Source organism: Virgibacillus sp. Bac332, from assembly GCF_003667785.1.
GTDB lineage: Bacteria > Bacillota > Bacilli > Bacillales > Amphibacillaceae > Virgibacillus > Virgibacillus salarius.
This window is the reverse complement of sequence record NZ_CP033046.1, coordinates 131,350-150,229: the sequence shown is the minus strand read 5'-3', so window position 1 is coordinate 150,229 and position 18,880 is coordinate 131,350. Positions and strand designations below refer to the sequence as shown.

Genomic DNA, 18,880 nt, shown 5'->3' with positions numbered 1-18,880 from the left:
TGCGAATTATGCGGAAATGAAATGAACCGAGGAAATGAAAATTATTACCGTGGGCTTAGTATTTGCCCACGGTGCCAGAAAGAATTGGAGGAAATCAAATGGTTCAGCAAATAGAACAAAGGCATTTAGATTTTGTAAAAGATGCAAGGAAAACTTTTGAGGAAAATTCAGAGATGCACACATATAGAAATGGTACTCATGATGATAACGATACTCTTATTGCTCTACGCTATGGTATGGATAGAGATTGTATTCTGGTGTATGAACTTGGCGAATGTGTGGCTAATTTCGTACAGCAAACAAGACCTGTGCCGAATCCCAGAAATGAAGTGATGAAATTTGCCTTTGAAATGGAAAAACAGTTAAGTGCTAACGAACATAAAGGCGGTTGGAAAAGAGATAATCATCAGGATTTAACAGGTTTTCTTCTCTTGAATCTTGAAAAGTTACGCCATGAGTTAATAAAGATATCACCTAATAGGGATAAGCAGGAAATAACTAAACGGTGCGCTAATATAGCCAATTTCGCGATGATGGTAACTGATAATGAGGGAAACAATAATGAAAGTTGACATTCTAGCTTCCGGATCTTCTGGCAACTGTATTGCTCTTACTGCAGGTGATTCTACCATTCTAGTAGATGCTGGCATTGCCAAAACAAAGATTGAAAAACGGTTGCTTGATGTAGGGATTATGCCAACGAATGTAGTTGCTATCTTTATTACACATGCCCACAAGGACCATACAAAAGGGTTGCCGTTGGCTAATAAGTATCAGATACCTGTTTATGCATCGGAAGGTGAATGGAAGGATATTCAAAGCGTTAATGAGGACTTGGTATACTTTATCACTCAAGAAAGCATTTTGTTTGATTATGAAGGATATCAACCTTGGATAGAAATTATTTCGTTCGATGTTCACCATGATGCTTACGAGCCTAAAGGTTATGTTGTTCAGACAAAAGAACGCAAAGTATCGGTTTGTCTTGATACTGGAAAGGTCGATGACGACATGCTTCACGCTATGAAAAAATCAGAGGTTTACATCATAGAAAGCAACCACGAACCAAGAATGGTAGAAGCATCTAGTTATCCTAACAGCGTAAAAGCTAGGGTGCTTTCAGATATAGGGCATCTAAGCAACGTACAAACAGCTGCAGCATTAACTGAGTTGATTCAAGGTAAGGGTGAACAGATCTATTTAACGCATTTAAGCAGTAATAATAATCTTCCTGCCTTGGCAGAAATGACAGCGAAAAGAGCTTTGTATCAAAAAGGGTTTATCGAAAAGAAACATTATACATTGGAGGTTATATGATGCGCGTAAAAGTGCCAAAAGAAGTAGCTGAAGCATTTGATTTTCATCATGAATGTTTGAATGGTATGTCGGATGATGAAAAAACACTTATGTTTATGACAATTCCATCAGCACGAGTAAGAGGAAAGGCGACTATATTACGGAATTTCGCTATGGAAAACCCACGTAAGTACATTGAAGCATTAATAAATGGATATGAACCTGAAATAAATATTCAGGATGAATTATCTAATATGATTAGGCTCTGGCTAAATAAACCCTATGTTGGTGATGAACAGAAAGACATTGAGAACTTTGCACATATGGTTACTAAATTATTTCAACAACAAAAATGAACGGGTTGATATAAATGGCAAATCCACAATTGCATAACGGGCATACAAGGGTTGCCAATGAAATCTTAAATCAAATAATGAAGACCAATCTCAACGGTACACAGTTCCGGCTTGTAATAGCAATATGGCGTTTCACTTATGGGTTCCAACGGAAGGAATATGAAATGTCCACTGGCTATCTAGCGCAATTGATTGATACAAAAAGTAGAAGCTATATAGACAGAGAGTTAACAGCTTTGATAGATAGAAAGATTGTCACCGTAAAAGAGATTGGTCAGAAAGGGGCTAGAGTATTGTCATTCAATAAAAATTACAAGGAATGGGCAGATAAAAATACAAGCAAAGAAGAAGCTATTCCAGAGATTAAACCTAAGAAAAAGCCAACAACCAGGAAAAGGAAGTACAACGAAGATAACACCTTTTACAAGATGGCAGTTTATTTCTATAACCTTGTTGAAAAAGTAGCGCAAGATGCTGGACTTCCTCATCTAACTAAAAAAGCAAATATGCAAACCTGGGCGGACGATATGAGGAAGTTGGTTGAAATTGATGAAGTAGATAAAAAGCTGGCAAAGGAAGTTATGGATTGGGTAGTGAATGATTCATTTTGGAAAACGAACGTTCTTTCAGCTAGAAAATTGCGAGATAAGTTTCCAGAGTTGGCCATTAAAATGAAAGCACAAAAACAGCCTGAGAAGCCAAAACAACCTAAAGACCATCGTGATAAAGATATAGAGTTACAACAATGGATAGCAGAAGGAAATGATCCGGATGAATTCAACTGGAACGATTGAAGATATATCAGCTGAACAATCGGTTTTAGGTGCGGTTTTCTTAGATGCAAATGTGCTTGACGATATTTCATTTCTTGAAGAAAGAGACTTTCGTAATCCAATACACCAGCAGATTTATAAAGTAATGAAATATTTAGATCGACACGATTACCCTGTGGATGTAGTAACTGTAACAGAGCAATACATTAAGTACAAAAAAACCGATCAATTAGATACTTCGTATTTTATAAAATTAGCAGAATCCTGTCCTACAACTGCAAATGTGGTCCATCATGCAAATATTATTCGATCTAAAGCAATACGTAGAAGAGGATCCGAAATAGGAAATAAAATAACCGATCTAGCAAGAGAAGATTTTGAAACGGATGAGGAATACTTTTCTGCAGTTGAATCTTTAGCTGCTGAAATTAGACCTGATGTAAAAGGAAAAATGAGAAGTCTACAAGAGACTAGGCAGAATTATTTCAATCACCTTTTAGACAAGTCGGTTGAGTATATAGAAACAGGATTTCCGCAATTTGATGGATGGGCAAAAGGGATTTATAGAGGCGACTTATTTATATCTGCTGGGCGCCCATCCGTTGGGAAAACAGCAAAATTACTCCAAAGAGCAATGGGGGTTGCTGAAACAGGTCCTGTACTTATTTGGTCGCAGGAAATGGATGAAAACCAATTAAAAGATAGGATAGTTTCCAACATTACAGGTATTGGATTTAATCGGATCAGAAATAAAGAACTCAATCCAAAACAATACGCACTAATCGAAGAAACGTATAACCGAATAGAAAAACTACCCATATTCTTGCAGGACAGCAGTGGAGTGACCATTGAAGAAGTAAGAGCCACTGCTCGAAGGTTTAAACGGAAATACGGTGATTTAGCAATGGTGGCTGTAGATTACTTACAGATTATGAACATACCACAGGCTAAAGGACAAACAAGATCCGAAGCTATAGGGAAAGTAACACAAGCAGCTAAACAAATTGCAAGAGAATTAAAATGTTGCTTCATGATGTTGTCTCAAATGACCAGAGATAGCGATAAGAATCCTAAAAAGCCTACGCTCTCAGAATTGAAAGAATCAGGATCCATTGAACAAGATGCCGATGTAGTTGAGTTTTTATGGGTTGATCCACAAGACACTGATAGTAAAGGGAAGGTGGTCCAACAATTTATAGCTAAAGGACGAAACACAGGATTGAATGAATTTAGGCTCTTGTTCCGAGGATGGAAACAGCAATTTATTGAACTGGAAAAGAAAAAGAGGGGCTGATTATATGAGGAATGCCGATGAGTTTGATGCATTGAGATATGCACTTTTAAAATCCTTCAAGAAAGAAATGGGATTAATAGATTATAAAGACTTGGAATTTGGAGTGGAAACATCCGTAACTGATGAAGATATCTTTAACATTTTAATAGATTATGCTCTCGATAATGAAGACAGGGATTTGTTCATGAGGCTTACTGAACAACTACAGGAGGCATAGGAATGGATAACAGAAAGATAGATCGATTAATAGCTGAAAAGATTATGGGATTTGAAGTACGGAATGGTCAACGTGTGGAAGATGGGAAAAGGTTTGGAATCCCATCCTACAGTCAAAAAATCGAGTGTGCTTGGCAAGTGGTAGAGAAACTTAAAGTAAAAGGATATTGGTTGTATGGTTTGGGCTTCGTGAGTGATGAAGATTACAGCTGTAGTTTTTATCAAGGTTCTGGTCAGATGATTACGGAATACGACAAATCAGCCCCACTAGCAATATGCAAAGCAGCACTAAAAACAGTAGGGGTGGAGGTGTAAGAGTGATAAATCAAATACTTCAAGGTGATAGCTTATCTTTATTAAAAACAATACCTGATAATACGATTCAATCCTGTATTACTAGCCCGCCTTATTACGGATTACGTGATTATGGTGTAGATGGCCAACTTGGACTAGAGGAATCAGTTAGTGATTACGTACAAAATATGGTTAAGGTATTTCGTGAAGTAAAACGAGTTTTAAAAAATGATGGCACACTTTGGCTGAATTTAGGTGACAGCTATGCAGGAAGTGGTAAGGGAGCATGGAAGGCTAAGGACAAGCAATATCATGGTTATGTTCCCTTATGTGTTGATCATTTTGTTTTGATAAGGGATGAAACAAATAAATACTATCAATCTAACAGTAAAGTTGGCAATCATATGAAGCACAAAGAAAGAGAGCACTACCACAAGATTTCTTATCTTACACCACTGCTTAACAAGGAAGCTGGTAGAAAATGAGATATGTAGGAATAGATCCAGCATCTAAAACAGGGTTTGTTGCTTTAGCAAAAGATGGCCAAGTTTTAAAAGCAAAAGAGCTTTCTGGTATTGGGGATAAGGATCCTAAGAGAATGACGACTTTAATAAACGACATAGTAACTCATGTACAAAAAACAGACATTATCTGTATCGAGGGTATGCCATTTAACACGCAAAGAGCCATGTTTGCTGGTGGTTTGCATCACGGCATACGCAATGAGTTATATAAGCAAGGCATCCGTTACTATGAAGTTGCGCCAAATGCGGTTAAAAAGTTTGTGCACGTAACTGGTTGGGAAGGTGAGCCAGGTAATAAAAAGCGTTTGAAAGGTAAAGAGAAGAAATTAGCTGTTATGGATGCAGTAAAAAAACACTTTGGATTTGTCCATACTAGCGACAATGTAGTTGATGCTTATATATTAGCACAGATAGCTAAGGCGTTGGTCGAACGCAGGGTATCACATTCTTATCAAGCTGAGGTTTTATATAACGTGAAAGTCGGATAGTCCTGTGAGTGTTTTTAAGCCATTATGAGAGGTTTTAGGTATAAAACGATCAATAACACTCATTAATATGAAAGGTTGATAGATTCGACGGAAATCGACCAAATTTAATAAGAAAAGAGGAAACTAATATGTCAAAAATAGAATTAAGTGTATTGTTTAAAAAGATCCAGAAGGATGACAAAAAAGAAGTTTTAGAATTTCATGTACAAGGTGATGAATTAGAGCATTCGGATGAACTGGTTCAATTAGCTGGCAATATAGCAGTCTTAGAGGTTAAGAACAGCGAAACAGATCCATTAACTGCAGAATTTAAGTCGATTCAACGTGATAGTAAAAAGACAGCTCTTAAATTTAATGTTAGAGGTGATAGCGAAGATAGGGTGATTAAACTTTATTCATTAGCTGGAAGTAATGTCACTTTATTCTTGGAACCTTCTCAAATGTCTATAGAAGAATTTCAGGATGCTACAGAAGCACATGAAGGAATTGACTATAGTGTTGATAAAGATGGCACTGTGGAAGTAGTAGATGGACAGCTTAGTCTTGATGACATTCCTTCAGGAGAACCGGATGATGTTAATTTTGATGATGATGATCTATTAAATTAATAATATTGCCCTGGTTTAATTGACCGGGGCTTATCCCTAAAAAAGGGGGCGTAACATGGGATTTGAACTGCCAGAATTAGACAGAAAACAGACACAAAAGGCAGTGGAAGCTGCGTTGGAAAAATATCGTATTTATAAATACTTAACATTTGAACGAGAATCGTCTACTACGTCACATATTGATGATGTAGGCGGAGGCAGAAGCAATCTACCTGGTGACCAAACTGGATCCATAGCGGTACACAATGTATCTGAACAGGAACGGATTAGGAAATATTGTGAACGAATTGAGCGATCTGTGAGACGATTGCCTAAAATGGAGAGATTTCTGATTGAAGAACGGTACCTTAAAGAAGATGCTGAGTATATAACGGACATCAATGTCTATTGTTTTAAATTTCAACCTCCTATAAGTGCGATGACATACTCAAAGCTCAGGTGGAAAGCATTTTATAAATTGGCTCTAAACCTTAATATAGCTGTTACAAAGTCATAATTAACAATATAAATACACCGAACAGTTTGATGTTTGGTGTATTTTTTGTCTCTCTATATTTAAACGGTATTCGGATTATCGTGTGGGTAATAGAAAATAATTGTATCAGTAAATTCTATATCACTTTAAACGATTGTTGGTTTAATCCGAGAGTAAACTTACAACTCATGCTATAAATTATTGTTTTTTATAATCCGATGTTTTAAAATAATAGTAATATTAAATGGGTGGAGGTATTCTAATTATGATGATGGCAGTGTTCTTGACAGTTATTCGATAATCACAAATTGAATAACAATGATACTTGAAAAAAACCCTGATGGATGGGGGTAATTTGTCATGTGATTTTCAAGTATTAGCAGTCAATGAACTTAATCATCATAATGCCGTTAAATATGCTGTTTGCACACACGTGTAAAAACAGCTTATAAATAAAGTTTACAAGAGGTCGTGATGAATCTTAAGGTGGTTCATTCACGGCTTTTTTTGTGTTCTTAAACGGCGTTCAAAAAATTGGAGGCGTTAGTATGACTCTTTATTTTGCGAGCGTATTGTCTGGATTAGAATACGTTTTATCAAATGAAATTAACAACAAGGTGAGTGATTCTGAAATAATTCAAATAAACAGAGGGAAAGTTTTCTTTACCATAGCTGAGTCTTTTACGTGCTTAAGTTCTTTAAGGTCGGCAGATAATTTATTTCAAGTGATTGATCAATTTCAAATTGGTCCACATAAAAAGCACCTATCTCAGGTAAGTGATCGAATATCCCAGTTGGATTTGGATTTTATTGATCATAAAGATTCATATTGGGTAAATGCAAGCCGTAAAGGAAAACAAACGTATAGTCGTTTTGAAGTAGCACAAAAAGCAATGGAGGGCATTAAAAAGCGTTACCCTGATTGGAACATTGGAACGTCTCAAAATCATCAGGTAGAATTCAGGCTCGACATTGAACATCATAATGTGATTTTTTCACTTCGACTTACAGATGCGACGTTTCGTTTTCGCAATCAGAATCGACGTTTCTCTCGTGCATCATTACTTCCTTCTGTGGCTCATGCGATGGTGTGGTTGTCAGATCCTAAATCAACAGATATTTTCGTAGACCCTTGTTGTGGTTCAGGCACGATTTTGTCTGAACGAGCCACATACCCTGCAAATCAGATAGTTGGTGGAGATATATCTGAACCAGTCACAAAAATAGCAAAAAATAATCTTGATGATTCGATGGTGGAAGTTAATGTTTGGGATGCAAGGAAATTGCCTTTTGCTACTGATTATGTCGATAAAATTGTAACTAATCTTCCATTTGGTAGACAAATTTCCCCCGACGAGGATTTAGAATTGTTCAATCACCATATTATGAATGAAGTATGTAGAGTCTTGAATCCTAACGGGAGAGCCGTTATTTTGTCTGAAAGTGTCAATCAATTGTTTTGGGAAGCAAAACGATTAGGGTTTTTTTGTCTGAAATCTTATCCTCTGAGTTTGAAGGGCGTGAATCCTACCTTGTTTGTGTTTGAAAAACAAGGTGAACATAGAAGGGAATAGCAATTTAGGAGAAGAATTCATTTAAAGTAGTAACAGATGATATGAATGGGTCTATGAAGAAATCTATGGTGCTGACTTTTCCACACTATTTTCTGATTACCCTATTTAAAAATTCTAGAAAAATATTATAAAAAAATTATAAAAAAGGTTTAAATCATTAGGCTTAAAAGGTGATAAATTTATATTATCGGAAATTCAATAAGGTATAACAAAAACGGGTGTACGCTAATTAGAGTACACTACTGTACGCTAAATAGAGTACAGTAAAAATTTTTCCTTCATATAATGTCAAAATGCTAAAGAAAGTATTTAAAGAAAAATATAAAGAAATATACTTGCAAATTGTTTTATTTAAAAAATCCGCTCATAAAAACTATGATTATTATTTTGAGAAAGTTATTATAGTTGCAAAGGGGATGATAGATTTGAAAGTAAATGATATGGATAAATACCAAGTAACGGAACGAATGAAGATGCTAAAAAGAAGATTGAATGATCCCAAAGCTGCTTTTCATAATATTCCAGTTGAAATTTATGAGGAAGTAAATAATCCAGTTACTGATAGTGAAGGATTTATTCACAAATGTTATTTAAGTGATGATGTTAAAAGCTTGATAGAATTAATCATTGAAGGTAATTAGAAGTAGATTCATATAAATGAATATTGCATATAATTTCCAACTCCATCATAATTGAGTCATAAGAACTATGTGGAGGGGAATAAAGTGGAAAAACAAAAAGATTTAAAGTTAGCACAGTTTATGGGCATTCTATTTATAATCATTGGTGTAATTGGATTTATAATAATTATGGCATCTTTTGATTATGCTGAATATGGGGAATTAAAAAATGATTCATATTTACTCGAGGATGACGAGATAAGGTTGCAGGTGATGAAAGATGATTTAACATCTACATGGGTCGCTGGAATCGCAACTTTAATAATAAATGTTGCAATCGGAACAGTGCTTATAACATTAGGTAAAATTGTTAGTTTATTAGAAGATATTAAGAAAATTAAACAAAGCGAGAGTGTTGCTGGTGATCAATCTAACTAAATGTGAATCATGCAATAGCTTAATACATCCTAAGCAAATAAACATCCATGACAATACAATTAAATCAGGTATACAAGCTAGATATTGGGATTGTCCTCATTGTAATCATAAGCATTTGATTCTAGTTATGGACAAAACATCAAGACGGTTAATGAAGGATAATAAAAAAGATAGAGAGCGTCTGACTGGTATTAATAAAAGAGCGCAGGCGCTTAGGAGGAGAAATCAACTTAATGATGGTCAAGCAAGGTTATTTGTTGAACAAGTTGAAAAGATTGAATCACGTATTAAAAAGAGAACTGATCAATTAGATGTAAGATCCAAAAAGTTAATAAAAGATTATGAGGCATCTCATGTATGAGGTGTCTTTTTATTATGCGTAAAAGGAGATGGATGAAATGTCATGGGTTAGTAGAAAGTGTTTAGCTTGCGAGCATGTTCAAAAAACATTTAATGATAAGAATGAAGAATACCAAAAGGTAACAGTTTGTCCGAAATGCAATGGAGCTTTTGTAGATCGCTATCGTTATGAACTATATGCAAAAAAAGATAAGCCCAATTCGTTATTAACTATCGAATTAGAAGATGAAACGTCTGTGCCTAAAGTCTTTTATAAAGGTGAAGAGATTAAGCATAAATGTAATGTGTTCTTAGATTGGGATACTGATACAGATACTTTTGGTGGCTTAACTTATTCCATTGAGCACATTGATACAGGTAAAGGATATCCAGCAATCAATCGGATTGAACGCAAGGTGAAAGGTCATGCCTTCGATTGAGTACAAAACAGATCAGCAAAAGAAATCTTTTTATAACTCTAATGCATGGCGTGGTCCGAATGGTTTAAGAATACAAGCACTGGAACGTGACAACTATGAATGTCAACAGTGTAAACGAGAAGGAAAAGTGACAACCGATTCCATTCAAGAAGAAGGTAAACACAAAGAGATAAAGCTCAATGTTGACCACAAGTATCCAATAGAGTTTTATCCTAAGTTAGCTTTAGTCCTAGAAAACTTAGAGACGTTATGCGTTTATCATCACAATGTTAAAGAAGGTAGGACAATGGATAAGATTAGACCTAAGTCTAAAAAGAAAAAGTGGGATGATGAGAGGTGGTAGGTATGCAGTGCAATTGCCTGCAATGTTTGTTAAGTTCTTATATTGCTACTGCTTTAGAGGATAAGATCACCAGTATGTTGGAAATTGCAAGTCAACCGGAATTAAACAGGAAAGATATCTATGAGAAAAACAAAGAAGGGTATAGGGGATTTATAAAAAATAAATAGCCCCCCGCCAAAATATTTTGATGTTTTTTCTTTACCGGGAGACCGGTGCGTGGGCTCGACATTCCAGATATACAAGTAAAAATTCGCGTAAGGGGGGTGGGTGCATGTGACAACCAAGTTTAGAACCGATGTAGGCGTAGATAAAATAAAGGATTATCTAATGTCTAGAATAGATACTTCAAACCCTGTCGAGGTTGAAAAAGTCGGTAGGTATTTAAAGCATATTGAAATGTATCGACGGATGGAACGTACTGTAAAAAAAGAGGGTGTATCTGTACGTACAAAAAATGGTAGTCAGGTATTTGTAAAATCTCACCCCCTCTTGGGAGAAATGAACAAAGTAAATGCATCAATTATCAATATTGAACGATCCATTGAATTTATCACTGATGATGATAAACCAAAATTCACGGTAAATGATTTGGTATAAATGAAAATAAATAAACATGTTAAGTATTACATGAACAAATATGAAGCTGGCAAGATAAAAGTCAGTAAGTATTTGGTTCTTTTATTTTCTTATTTAAAAAATTACGTTCTTAATCGCGATGACATTTACTTTGACGAAGTTACTCATGAAAGATACATTGCTTTTACCGAAAAAAATTACTTTCCTTTAATGCCGTTTCAAAAGTTCATTACAGCTTTTGTTTTTTTATATTACAAAGAAGGCAATTATCCATTCTTTGAACAATTCTTTTTATATAAAGCGCGTGGAGCGGGTAAGAATGGTTTAATATCTTCCCTTACCCATTTTTTTATTAGCGATCTTCACGGTATAGAAAACTATAATGTTTCTATCGTTGCTAATAGTGAAAATCAGTCTAAGACATCTTTTAATGAAGTATTTGACACTATTGAACACGATGGTAAAAACGGGGTATTGCAATCACTTTTCCATCATACAAAATCAGAAATTAAAAGTAAGACAAATGGTAGTGTTTTGCAGTATCATACATCGAATCCAAGATCTAAAGATAGTTTACGTGATGGCTGTGTGATCTATGATGAAGTTCATGAGTATAATGACTCTGCAATTGTTGATGTTTTTAGTTCCGGTCTTGGTAAGGTCAAGCATTCTAGAGAGTTTTTCATTACTACTGATGGATTTGTACGAGGTGGTTACTTAGACGATCTGAAAGAGCGAGCCATAAGGGTATTACATGGTGAATCGCTTGAAGATCCACTTTTTGTTTTCATGGCCACATTAGATGATGAAAAAGAACTTGATGATTATTCCAATTGGCAAAAAGCTAACCCCATGTTTCATGAACCCATGAGCGAGTATGCTAGGGAATTATTCAGGAAAGTAAAAACACAATATATTACTTTAGGGAACTCTAAACCGTCTGCGCGAATTCGCTTTATGACGAAGCGTATGAACTTTCCTGCCACTGATTTACAAACTTCTGTGGCTACATGGGATGAAATTAGACGAACAGGACTTGAAGCAGATTTTAAAACACTTAGAAAAATTCCTGACCTTAAACATCGCTCATGTGTTGGAGGATTGGATTATGCAAGTATTCGAGATTTTGCTGCAGTTGGGTTGCTATTTAAAGATGGCGAGGATTATATCTGGAAAACTCACTCATTCGTTAGACGTGGATTCTTAAATACTGTAGATTTAAATATTCCTGTTGAAGATTGGGAGAATGATGAATTACTCACCATTGTAGATGGACCAGTTATTCATATCAAACATATAGTTAATTGGTTTGTAGAAATGCGTGAAGAATATGGTCTTACAAAAATTATTATAGATAATTATCGTTTAGATTTAGTGAAGACAGCATTGGAAAATGAAGGGTTTGAAATTGAGTTTATTCGTAACCCAAAAGCAATTCATTCTAGAGTTGCTCCAAGGGTTGAAACTTTATTCGCTCAACATAATATTATTTTTGGAGATAATCCTTTAATGAGATGGTACACACAAAATGTATATGTGAATATCAAAAAAGATGGAAACAAGGAGTATTTAAAGAAAGATGAAATAAAACGGAAAACAGATGGATTTCAAGCATTTATTCATGCCTTGTGGAAAGCTGACGAATTGATAGACGAAGATGTGGATTTTATGTTGGATGCCATCGACTTTTAATTAAAAAAAGAGACCTGAAAACAGATCTCCAACCAATACAAATAAGAACAAATGTTCCCCTTTTAAATATTATCATAATGAGAGGGGAAAGGAAATGAACATTAAACAAAATACGATTTATAACATGGACTGCTTGGAGGGAATGAAACATATTCCTGACGGGTCCATTGATTTAATTTTATGCGACTTGCCTTATGGAACTACCAGGTGCTCTTGGGATAGTATTATCCCTTTTGATCAGTTGTGGGAACAATATAAGCGAATCATTAAAGATAACGGAGCCATTGCACTTACAGCAAGCCAGCCATTTACTACCAAACTAATAGAATCGAATTTTAAGTGGTTCCGTTACGAGTGGATTTGGAAGAAAGAAAATCATGTTACAGGATTTCCAAACGCAAACAGGATGCCATTAAAAAACCATGAAAATATTTGTGTGTTTTATAAAAAGCTCCCGACTTATAACCCACAGGGATTAATGAAAATTAAACCAAAACAGGTTAAAAGAAATCCTAGTATGCAAGCATTAGGTGATAGAAATAAAACTCTAAGTAACTATCATGTTGTGCGTTATACCAATTATCCCAAATCGGTTGTATCTTTCCCACGTGATAAAGGGACATTTCACCCTACTCAAAAGCCAGAGGAGCTATTTGAGTATATTATACGTACTTACACACATGAAGGCGAAACAGTCATGGATAATTGCATGGGTGGTTTTACTACTGCAGTATCTGCTGACAATTCAAAAAGAAATTGGATAGGCTTTGAACTTCAGAAAGAGTATTGTGTAAAAGGAATGGATCGAATTAACGAAAATCGAGACAGATTGGGTATTCCTCACGTAATCATTAAAAGAGATTAAGGAGGTGATTAAAAATAGGCTTCTTAAATTTGGGAAATAACAAAGAGCTAGAAATTATGTATGATCAAGATCTAATAGAAGATACTTCGAATCGTATTTACATGAAACAAATGGCCTTGCTAACTTGCATTAATTTGATTGCACGAACAATAAGTATGTCTGAGTTTCGTGTTAAGAATGGTAAAAAGTCTCTTAAAAATGAAATGTATTACCGTCTGAACATTAAGCCGAATGTGAATCAATCTGCATCTACATTTTGGCAGCAAGTAATCTACAAACTTATTTATGATAATGAGTGTCTCATCATCCAATCTGATACCAGTGATCTACTAGTGGCAGATACTTTTACTAAAGTCGAATATGCCTTGTATGGTGATATTTTTAGGGATGTTGTGGTTAAAGATTTTCAATTTAACCGAACGTTTAAACGTGATGAGGTCATTTACCTAGAATACAGCAATAAGCGGTTAATGCCTATTATTGATGGTTTGTATTCCGATTATGGTGAGTTGTTTGGGCGTATTCTTAATTCCCAAAAGAGGAAAAGCCAGATTCGAGGAACGGTAGATGTAGATACCTCTCGATTAAAGAGCAAAAAACCACAGGAAAAATTACAAAACTTTGTTAACAAAATTTACGGTGCTTTTTCTTCCAAAGACATTGCTATTGTCCCACAACAAAATGGGTTTAGTTATGAAGAACATTCAAAAGAAACGAAAGGGCAATCAGTAGATGAAGTAGACAAAGTAACTAATGGTTTTTTAAATCAGGTTGCTAGGGCTTTGCATATACCAATCGTTTTAATACAGGGTGACAAAGTTGATACAGAAAAGCCTACGCGTAATTTTATGAAATTCTGTATAGATGCTTTTCTTAAATCTATTGGTGACGAACTTAATGCGCAGCTGTTTGAAAAAAGTGAGTACCTTAGCGGTAAGAGGATAGACATTAAACGTGTGTCCTACAATAATATGTTTGATGTTGCATCAGCCGTTGATAAATTACGCTCATCTGGTACGGCAAATGGTCATGAATTAAGAGATGAACTAGGAATGGAGGAGTCTGATGATCCAATCCATGAGAAGTACGTTATTACGAAAAACTATTCAGAAAAGCTTGAAGGGGGTGAGAAAGAGTGAAGCATAAAATTACAGGAGATATAGTTCGTTGGAACTCAAGTATATATGAATTTAATCATAAAATGCGTTCCATAAAGAAGGACGAAGAAATTGAATTGTCTATTAACTCTTATGGAGGTGACGTGTTTCTTGGAATCGATATTTGCAATACATTACGATCTCATGAGGGTAACGTTACTGTAATTATTACAGGAATTGCTGCAAGTGCAGCTTCAATCATGTGCATGGGTGCTGACACAGTTAAAGCGTATAGTAATTCTCAAATGATGATTCATAATGCTTGGACTATAGCCATTGGTAATGCAAAAGAATTACGTAAGTCTGCAGATGATTTAGATAGTATAGGTGAATCCGTTGTTGCATCTTATACACACCGAATCGATGAAGACACAGTTAAAGATTTACTTGATAATGAAACTTATTTATCTGCATCAAAAGCTAAAAATCATGGCTTAATTGATGAGATTATTAATGGTAACCCAGAGGAAGTAGAGTCTGAAGTTTTCCAAGAAGAAGCAGAAGAATTTAATAACAGATTGAAGCCTATTGCTTCCACAAGTAAAGATAAGGATCCAGCAGACTATGAACAAATGTTTGCTGCTTTAAAAGACTTACTAAAAAACGAATCACAACAAAATAACGAACCACCTAAACCAGAGCCTACTCCTCCTGCAGAACCTAAGCAGAACATGAGTAAGCTCTTTTTAAATCTAAAATAAAGGAGAATGAACATGCCAATTAAATTTACTAATTTCGAAGAACAAAAACTTAATTTTGCCAAAGCAACACAAGAAGGTACTCCAGAAGAACAATCAGAAGCATTACAAAATATGCTTAACGCATTAGCTAAAGATGTGGAAAAAGATATTATGAACCAGGTCAATACACAAATGGCTGATAATGTAGTTTTACAGTCCCGCGGTCAAAATGTATTGACTAGTGAAGAGACTAAATTCTTTAATGCAGTTATTGAAGAAGGTGGTTTTAAAGACACAGATACATTACCGAAAACCACACAAGAACGAGTTTTTGAAGATTTAAAAGAAGAACATCCTCTTTTAAAACACCTCGGCTTACAAAATCTGGGTGCAGTTACAGAGTTTATTTATGGTGATCCTGAAGGAATGGCTGTATGGGGTCCACTATTTGGTGAAATTAAAGGGCAACTTAATGCGACCTTCCGTAAAGAAAAAATTGAACAGCTTAAATTAACTGCATTTGTACCAATTGCAAAAGACATGCTGAAATTAGGACCTAAGTGGATTGAGCGTTATGTTCGTACAATCATTAAAGAGTCTATGGCTGTTGGACTTGAACGAGGTTATGTTGCAGGTCGTGGTGATGCTCAACATGAACCAATTGGTTTATTAAAACAAGTGGACAAAGATACAGGTGCAGTTACTGATAAACCTAGTTCTGGAACGTTAACATTTAAACCAGGGAGAACTACAATCAATGAAATGAAAGGTGTCATTAAAAAACTTGCCATTCGTCCAGTTGGAAAAGATCAAGAGAAAAAGGTTCGTAAAGTTGCTGGTAAAGTTGTTATGGTTACAAATCCATTTGACACTTTTGACATTCAGGCAAATGCAACTGTTCAAAATGCAAATGGTGTCTATGTAACTAATTTACCTTTCAACCCCATTTCAGCAGAATCCGTTTTTGTTCCACAGGGGAAAGTAGCATTTTTTGTTAAAGGAGAATATGTTGCTGCTGTTGGTGGTGGATTGGAAGTGAAACAATATAAGGAGACTTTAGCGCTTGAAGATGCGGATGTATTTATTGCAAAGCAGTTTGCTACTGGTAAACCAAAAGATAACTTTGCCTCTCAAGTATATGATCTTGATTTATATCTTGCGGAGGGTACTGGAACTGTTGAGGGGTGATCTAATTGGTCACTGATGAACTATTGAAAGAATTTAAAGAGCGTATGCATATATCTCATAACGAGGACAACAATTTAAAGCGATTGTTGTCTTTTTCTATTTCCTCAATCAAAAGTATGTGTGGCAACTTTGAAATCGATGGGAAAACCGATATTGATTTAAGAGCAAAAGAGTTAGTCTTTGAGCGCACACGATATGCATATAACGATGCTCTTGAATATTTTGAGGCGAATTTTTTAACCGAAATCAATACGCTGGGTCTAGATATTTCCTTCGCTAATGAGGATGATGAAGATGCAACCATTTAAATACAAGCCACCACGTAAAAATACAGGTGATTTAAGGGTTCCTGTGACGTTTTATAAGTATACACCTAATAATAGTCCTGAACCGGGTGAAAAGCTCAAAAAAGTATTATATGAGTGTTTTGCAGCAGTTGATAATGTTTGGATGAAAGATTTGGAACAAGCGAAAACGAATGGAACTGTCGAAGATGTGACCATTACCATTCGTGATCCGTTAGACGACTACATTCCTACAAACAAACACTATATTTCCATTGATGCCCGAGGTTATCGTGGAAAACACTTTAACGTAAAAGCGGATTTTCCGGATCCCCAAAACAATGCGTTTATAAAAATTGTGGGAGGGATTCAATCGTGAGCGTTAAAATAAGAGGTTTGGATAAACTACTATCTGAATTGGAATCTAAGTTGGGTAAACAGGCCATGCAACGAATTAGCGATGAGGCTTTGATAAATGCAGCGAAAGAGTTTGTTAGAAAATTAAAGTCTGAGTTTGAGAGCTTTAAAGATGAAGGTTATAGTATCGAAGAAATTACTATAAAAGGTCCTGAATATGGTCCAGATGGTGCGAGACGTGTGACGGTGCATTGGAGTGGTCCGCATGGTCGTTACCGGATTATACATCTTAATGAGTGGGGAACAATTAAAAATCCAAACCCACGAGGAAAAGGTGCGGTTGCAAGAGCGATGAAAAATAGTGAGAAGGCATATCGTGCTGCAGTACGTAATGCCTTAAAAGGTGGTTTGTGATGGATATACTAGATAAGATATACAAATCACTAATTGCTGATGATTACATCAAAGACCAGGCTCTCGGAAGAATAAAGTATTATGAATATCCAGAAACAGGAGATGTAACCAAGCCATTTATAGTTATTGATCCAATTAATACACCAGATCCTAGTGATTATGGATCTAATAAATGGATGAAGTATGACTATCTAATACAAATAGATGTTTGGTCACTCAATAGAAAAATAACAGATGCCATAGCGGATAAAGTTCGTGACATCATGTGGGATGTCTTTGGCTTTTCGCAAAAACCAGGACCGAAAGAATATGACAAAGATACAGGTGTTTTTCGAGATGCAAGAAGGTATCGAGGCGCCTTATATAGAGATGATTTAGACAGCTTATAGGCTGTCGTTTTTTATAACCAAAACAAGGAGTGATTACATTGGCAGAAGAAACAAAGAAAAATTATCGTGCAGCTACTGGTGTAGATGAGTTTTACTATGGTGAAGTTGGCGATGATGTTGTAGCGCAATATATTGAGCATGTTGACTTTTTACAAGATATCAATGTAGAAATGCCGCAGGAAATTGTTCGAGCTTACGGAAGTAATAAAACAGCCGAAATGGCTACCTCCAATGGAGATATTTCTGTTACATCTCAATTTCATAAAATCCCAATAGAGGACAAGCAACGGTTATTAGGTTGGGAGAAAGTAGGAGGGTTAACTGCTGCAGGTAGTCAAGATAATTCTCCATATGTAGGTGTTATCTTTGCGAAAACATTTGAAGATGGATCGATGGAATATGTTGGTTTACCGAAAGGACTATTCACTCGGCCAAATATTAGTGGTCAAACAAAGGGTGATGGTGTTGAGTTTAGTTCTGAAGAAATCTCTGCCCAATTTATGGATCGTGTTGTAGAAGGATTTGACGAGGAAAAATCCGTTATTTTTGCCCAAGATCCAAAAGGACAAACAACTAATCGTGATGATTTATTCCAGAAAATATTTGGTAAGCCATACCCAGGTACAGAAAATCAAGGAGGCGTTGAAGGATAATGAGTACATTTAAAGCTATTGTAACAGAAGACGTTCAGGCTAATCGTCTATTATCCATGACAGGCGGTAACGGTGCACCACATTTAGCTATTACCGTAGCAGGTGAATCACCAGACTTTGTATCCACAGGTGAATTAACAGAGAACCAAGTAGTTACTGTAACCATGAAAGACAAACCAATATGGAACGTGGAAGCAGGGGAAGATTTATCAGCTGGTCAATTTGTAGAAGTTGGAGAAGGTGGAGTGCTGATTGCATCTGATACTGAAGGAATAGGCTATGTTACAGATGCGATTAAGACAGGTGAAGTTGCTAGACTTGTTAGGCAATCTAGTGGTGGTGAACGTGGTTCACAAGGTCCCGCAGGTCCTCAAGGTCCTCAGGGGGAACAGGGACCTGCTGGATCAAAAGGGGCAAAAGGTGATAAGGGTGATCCTGGTGCTGATGGTGTTAGTGTAGTTGGTGCAACTTCAGATGGTACTAACATTACCTTTGAGAAATCTGATGGATCTACATTTGATGTTCCTTGGCCAGCACAATAATCATA

At 35.8% G+C, this 18,880-nt stretch carries 30 protein-coding genes; all 30 read left to right on the top strand.

Features of this window, described 5'->3' with window-relative positions:
- The first annotated feature begins 98 nt into the window (after nt 1-98).
- On the top strand, nt 99-572 hold the full coding sequence (locus D9782_RS00700) for a hypothetical protein (RefSeq protein ID WP_121603802.1): 474 nt from the start codon (nt 99-101) through the stop codon (nt 570-572).
- Nucleotides 562-1,317, top strand: a complete 756-nt coding sequence (locus D9782_RS00695; RefSeq protein ID WP_121603801.1) for an MBL fold metallo-hydrolase — start codon at nt 562-564, stop codon at nt 1,315-1,317. The genes D9782_RS00700 and D9782_RS00695 overlap by 11 nt, the downstream gene beginning before the upstream one ends.
- Nucleotides 1,317-1,652 carry a hypothetical protein gene (locus D9782_RS00690; protein WP_121603800.1) on the top strand — a complete coding sequence of 112 codons (336 nt, stop codon included), beginning with the start codon at nt 1,317-1,319 and terminating at the stop codon, nt 1,650-1,652. Before D9782_RS00695 ends, D9782_RS00690 begins: the two co-directional genes overlap by 1 nt.
- Nucleotides 1,653-1,666: 14 nt before the next feature.
- Nucleotides 1,667-2,446: a replication protein gene (locus D9782_RS00685; RefSeq protein ID WP_121603799.1), complete on the top strand. Its 780-nt coding sequence runs from the start codon at nt 1,667-1,669 to the stop codon at nt 2,444-2,446.
- A complete protein-coding gene (locus D9782_RS00680) occupies nt 2,424-3,719 on the top strand; it encodes a replicative DNA helicase (protein WP_121603798.1) in 1,296 nt (431 codons plus the stop codon). Before D9782_RS00685 ends, D9782_RS00680 begins: the two co-directional genes overlap by 23 nt.
- A 4-nt stretch (nt 3,720-3,723) precedes the next feature.
- Entirely contained in the window at nt 3,724-3,936 is a 213-nt protein-coding gene (locus D9782_RS00675) for an IDEAL domain-containing protein (protein WP_162986300.1), read from the top strand.
- Nucleotides 3,937-3,938: 2 nt separating this feature from the next.
- The gene (locus D9782_RS00670; protein ID WP_121603796.1) at nt 3,939-4,250 is read left to right on the top strand and encodes a BC1872 family protein; all 312 of its coding nucleotides are present in this window, start codon (nt 3,939-3,941) and stop codon (nt 4,248-4,250) included.
- A gap of 2 nt (nt 4,251-4,252) precedes the next feature.
- Nucleotides 4,253-4,714, top strand: a complete 462-nt coding sequence (locus D9782_RS00665) for a DNA methyltransferase (protein WP_240455779.1) — start codon at nt 4,253-4,255, stop codon at nt 4,712-4,714.
- A complete protein-coding gene (locus D9782_RS00660; RefSeq protein ID WP_121603794.1) occupies nt 4,711-5,241 on the top strand; it encodes a hypothetical protein in 531 nt (176 codons plus the stop codon). The genes D9782_RS00665 and D9782_RS00660 overlap by 4 nt, the downstream gene beginning before the upstream one ends.
- A gap of 128 nt (nt 5,242-5,369) precedes the next feature.
- On the top strand, nt 5,370-5,849 hold the full coding sequence (locus D9782_RS00655; RefSeq protein ID WP_121603793.1) for a hypothetical protein: 480 nt from the start codon (nt 5,370-5,372) through the stop codon (nt 5,847-5,849).
- Nucleotides 5,850-5,904: 55 nt separating this feature from the next.
- Nucleotides 5,905-6,345, top strand: a complete 441-nt coding sequence (locus D9782_RS00650; protein ID WP_121603792.1) for an ArpU family phage packaging/lysis transcriptional regulator — start codon at nt 5,905-5,907, stop codon at nt 6,343-6,345.
- A 527-nt stretch (nt 6,346-6,872) separates the two neighbouring features.
- Complete coding sequence (locus D9782_RS00645; RefSeq protein ID WP_121603791.1) at nt 6,873-7,898, top strand: EmtA family 23S rRNA (guanine(2470)) methyltransferase; 1,026 nt, start codon at nt 6,873-6,875, stop codon at nt 7,896-7,898.
- Between the two features lie 293 nt (nt 7,899-8,191).
- The gene (locus D9782_RS00640) at nt 8,192-8,539 is read left to right on the top strand and encodes a hypothetical protein (protein ID WP_121603790.1); all 348 of its coding nucleotides are present in this window, start codon (nt 8,192-8,194) and stop codon (nt 8,537-8,539) included.
- An 84-nt stretch (nt 8,540-8,623) separates the two neighbouring features.
- Nucleotides 8,624-8,956: a hypothetical protein gene (locus D9782_RS00635; protein WP_121603789.1), complete on the top strand. Its 333-nt coding sequence runs from the start codon at nt 8,624-8,626 to the stop codon at nt 8,954-8,956.
- On the top strand, nt 8,940-9,317 hold the full coding sequence (locus tag D9782_RS00630) for a hypothetical protein (protein WP_121603788.1): 378 nt from the start codon (nt 8,940-8,942) through the stop codon (nt 9,315-9,317). The genes D9782_RS00635 and D9782_RS00630 overlap by 17 nt, the downstream gene beginning before the upstream one ends.
- A 37-nt stretch (nt 9,318-9,354) precedes the next feature.
- Nucleotides 9,355-9,735: a hypothetical protein gene (locus D9782_RS00625; protein ID WP_121603787.1), complete on the top strand. Its 381-nt coding sequence runs from the start codon at nt 9,355-9,357 to the stop codon at nt 9,733-9,735.
- Nucleotides 9,722-10,078: an HNH endonuclease gene (locus D9782_RS00620; protein WP_121603786.1), complete on the top strand. Its 357-nt coding sequence runs from the start codon at nt 9,722-9,724 to the stop codon at nt 10,076-10,078. Before D9782_RS00625 ends, D9782_RS00620 begins: the two co-directional genes overlap by 14 nt.
- Before the next feature lie 26 nt (nt 10,079-10,104).
- The gene (locus D9782_RS22645; RefSeq protein WP_162986299.1) at nt 10,105-10,245 is read left to right on the top strand and encodes a hypothetical protein; all 141 of its coding nucleotides are present in this window, start codon (nt 10,105-10,107) and stop codon (nt 10,243-10,245) included.
- Between the two features lie 106 nt (nt 10,246-10,351).
- Nucleotides 10,352-10,675 (top strand): P27 family phage terminase small subunit, encoded by a 324-nt coding sequence (locus D9782_RS00615; RefSeq protein WP_240455778.1) that lies wholly within the window; start codon nt 10,352-10,354, stop codon nt 10,673-10,675.
- Nucleotides 10,676-12,346, top strand: a complete 1,671-nt coding sequence (locus D9782_RS00610; protein ID WP_121603785.1) for a terminase TerL endonuclease subunit — start codon at nt 10,676-10,678, stop codon at nt 12,344-12,346. It begins immediately after the preceding gene.
- 94 nt (nt 12,347-12,440) lie between these two features.
- Nucleotides 12,441-13,211 (top strand): DNA-methyltransferase, encoded by a 771-nt coding sequence (locus D9782_RS00605; RefSeq protein ID WP_121603784.1) that lies wholly within the window; start codon nt 12,441-12,443, stop codon nt 13,209-13,211.
- Nucleotides 13,212-13,267: 56 nt separating this feature from the next.
- Nucleotides 13,268-14,350, top strand: a complete 1,083-nt coding sequence (locus D9782_RS00600; protein ID WP_121605781.1) for a phage portal protein — start codon at nt 13,268-13,270, stop codon at nt 14,348-14,350.
- A complete protein-coding gene (locus tag D9782_RS00595; protein ID WP_121603783.1) occupies nt 14,347-15,069 on the top strand; it encodes a head maturation protease, ClpP-related in 723 nt (240 codons plus the stop codon). Before D9782_RS00600 ends, D9782_RS00595 begins: the two co-directional genes overlap by 4 nt.
- A 12-nt stretch (nt 15,070-15,081) precedes the next feature.
- Nucleotides 15,082-16,236, top strand: a complete 1,155-nt coding sequence (locus tag D9782_RS00590; protein ID WP_121603782.1) for a phage major capsid protein — start codon at nt 15,082-15,084, stop codon at nt 16,234-16,236.
- A 44-nt stretch (nt 16,237-16,280) separates the two neighbouring features.
- Nucleotides 16,281-16,544, top strand: coding sequence for a phage gp6-like head-tail connector protein (locus tag D9782_RS00585; RefSeq protein ID WP_121605780.1), 264 nt, complete (start codon nt 16,281-16,283; stop codon nt 16,542-16,544).
- Complete coding sequence (locus D9782_RS00580) at nt 16,531-16,899, top strand: glutathione S-transferase family protein (RefSeq protein ID WP_121603781.1); 369 nt, start codon at nt 16,531-16,533, stop codon at nt 16,897-16,899. The genes D9782_RS00585 and D9782_RS00580 overlap by 14 nt, the downstream gene beginning before the upstream one ends.
- The gene (locus D9782_RS00575) at nt 16,896-17,291 is read left to right on the top strand and encodes an HK97-gp10 family putative phage morphogenesis protein (protein ID WP_121603780.1); all 396 of its coding nucleotides are present in this window, start codon (nt 16,896-16,898) and stop codon (nt 17,289-17,291) included. The genes D9782_RS00580 and D9782_RS00575 overlap by 4 nt, the downstream gene beginning before the upstream one ends.
- A complete protein-coding gene (locus tag D9782_RS00570) occupies nt 17,291-17,680 on the top strand; it encodes a gp17 family tail completion protein (RefSeq protein WP_121603779.1) in 390 nt (129 codons plus the stop codon). The genes D9782_RS00575 and D9782_RS00570 overlap by 1 nt, the downstream gene beginning before the upstream one ends.
- 38 nt (nt 17,681-17,718) lie before the next feature.
- Nucleotides 17,719-18,333, top strand: coding sequence for a major tail protein (locus D9782_RS00565; protein ID WP_121603778.1), 615 nt, complete (start codon nt 17,719-17,721; stop codon nt 18,331-18,333).
- Nucleotides 18,333-18,875 carry a collagen-like protein gene (locus D9782_RS22640; protein ID WP_162986298.1) on the top strand — a complete coding sequence of 181 codons (543 nt, stop codon included), beginning with the start codon at nt 18,333-18,335 and terminating at the stop codon, nt 18,873-18,875. Before D9782_RS00565 ends, D9782_RS22640 begins: the two co-directional genes overlap by 1 nt.
- Nucleotides 18,876-18,880: the final 5 nt, after the last annotated feature.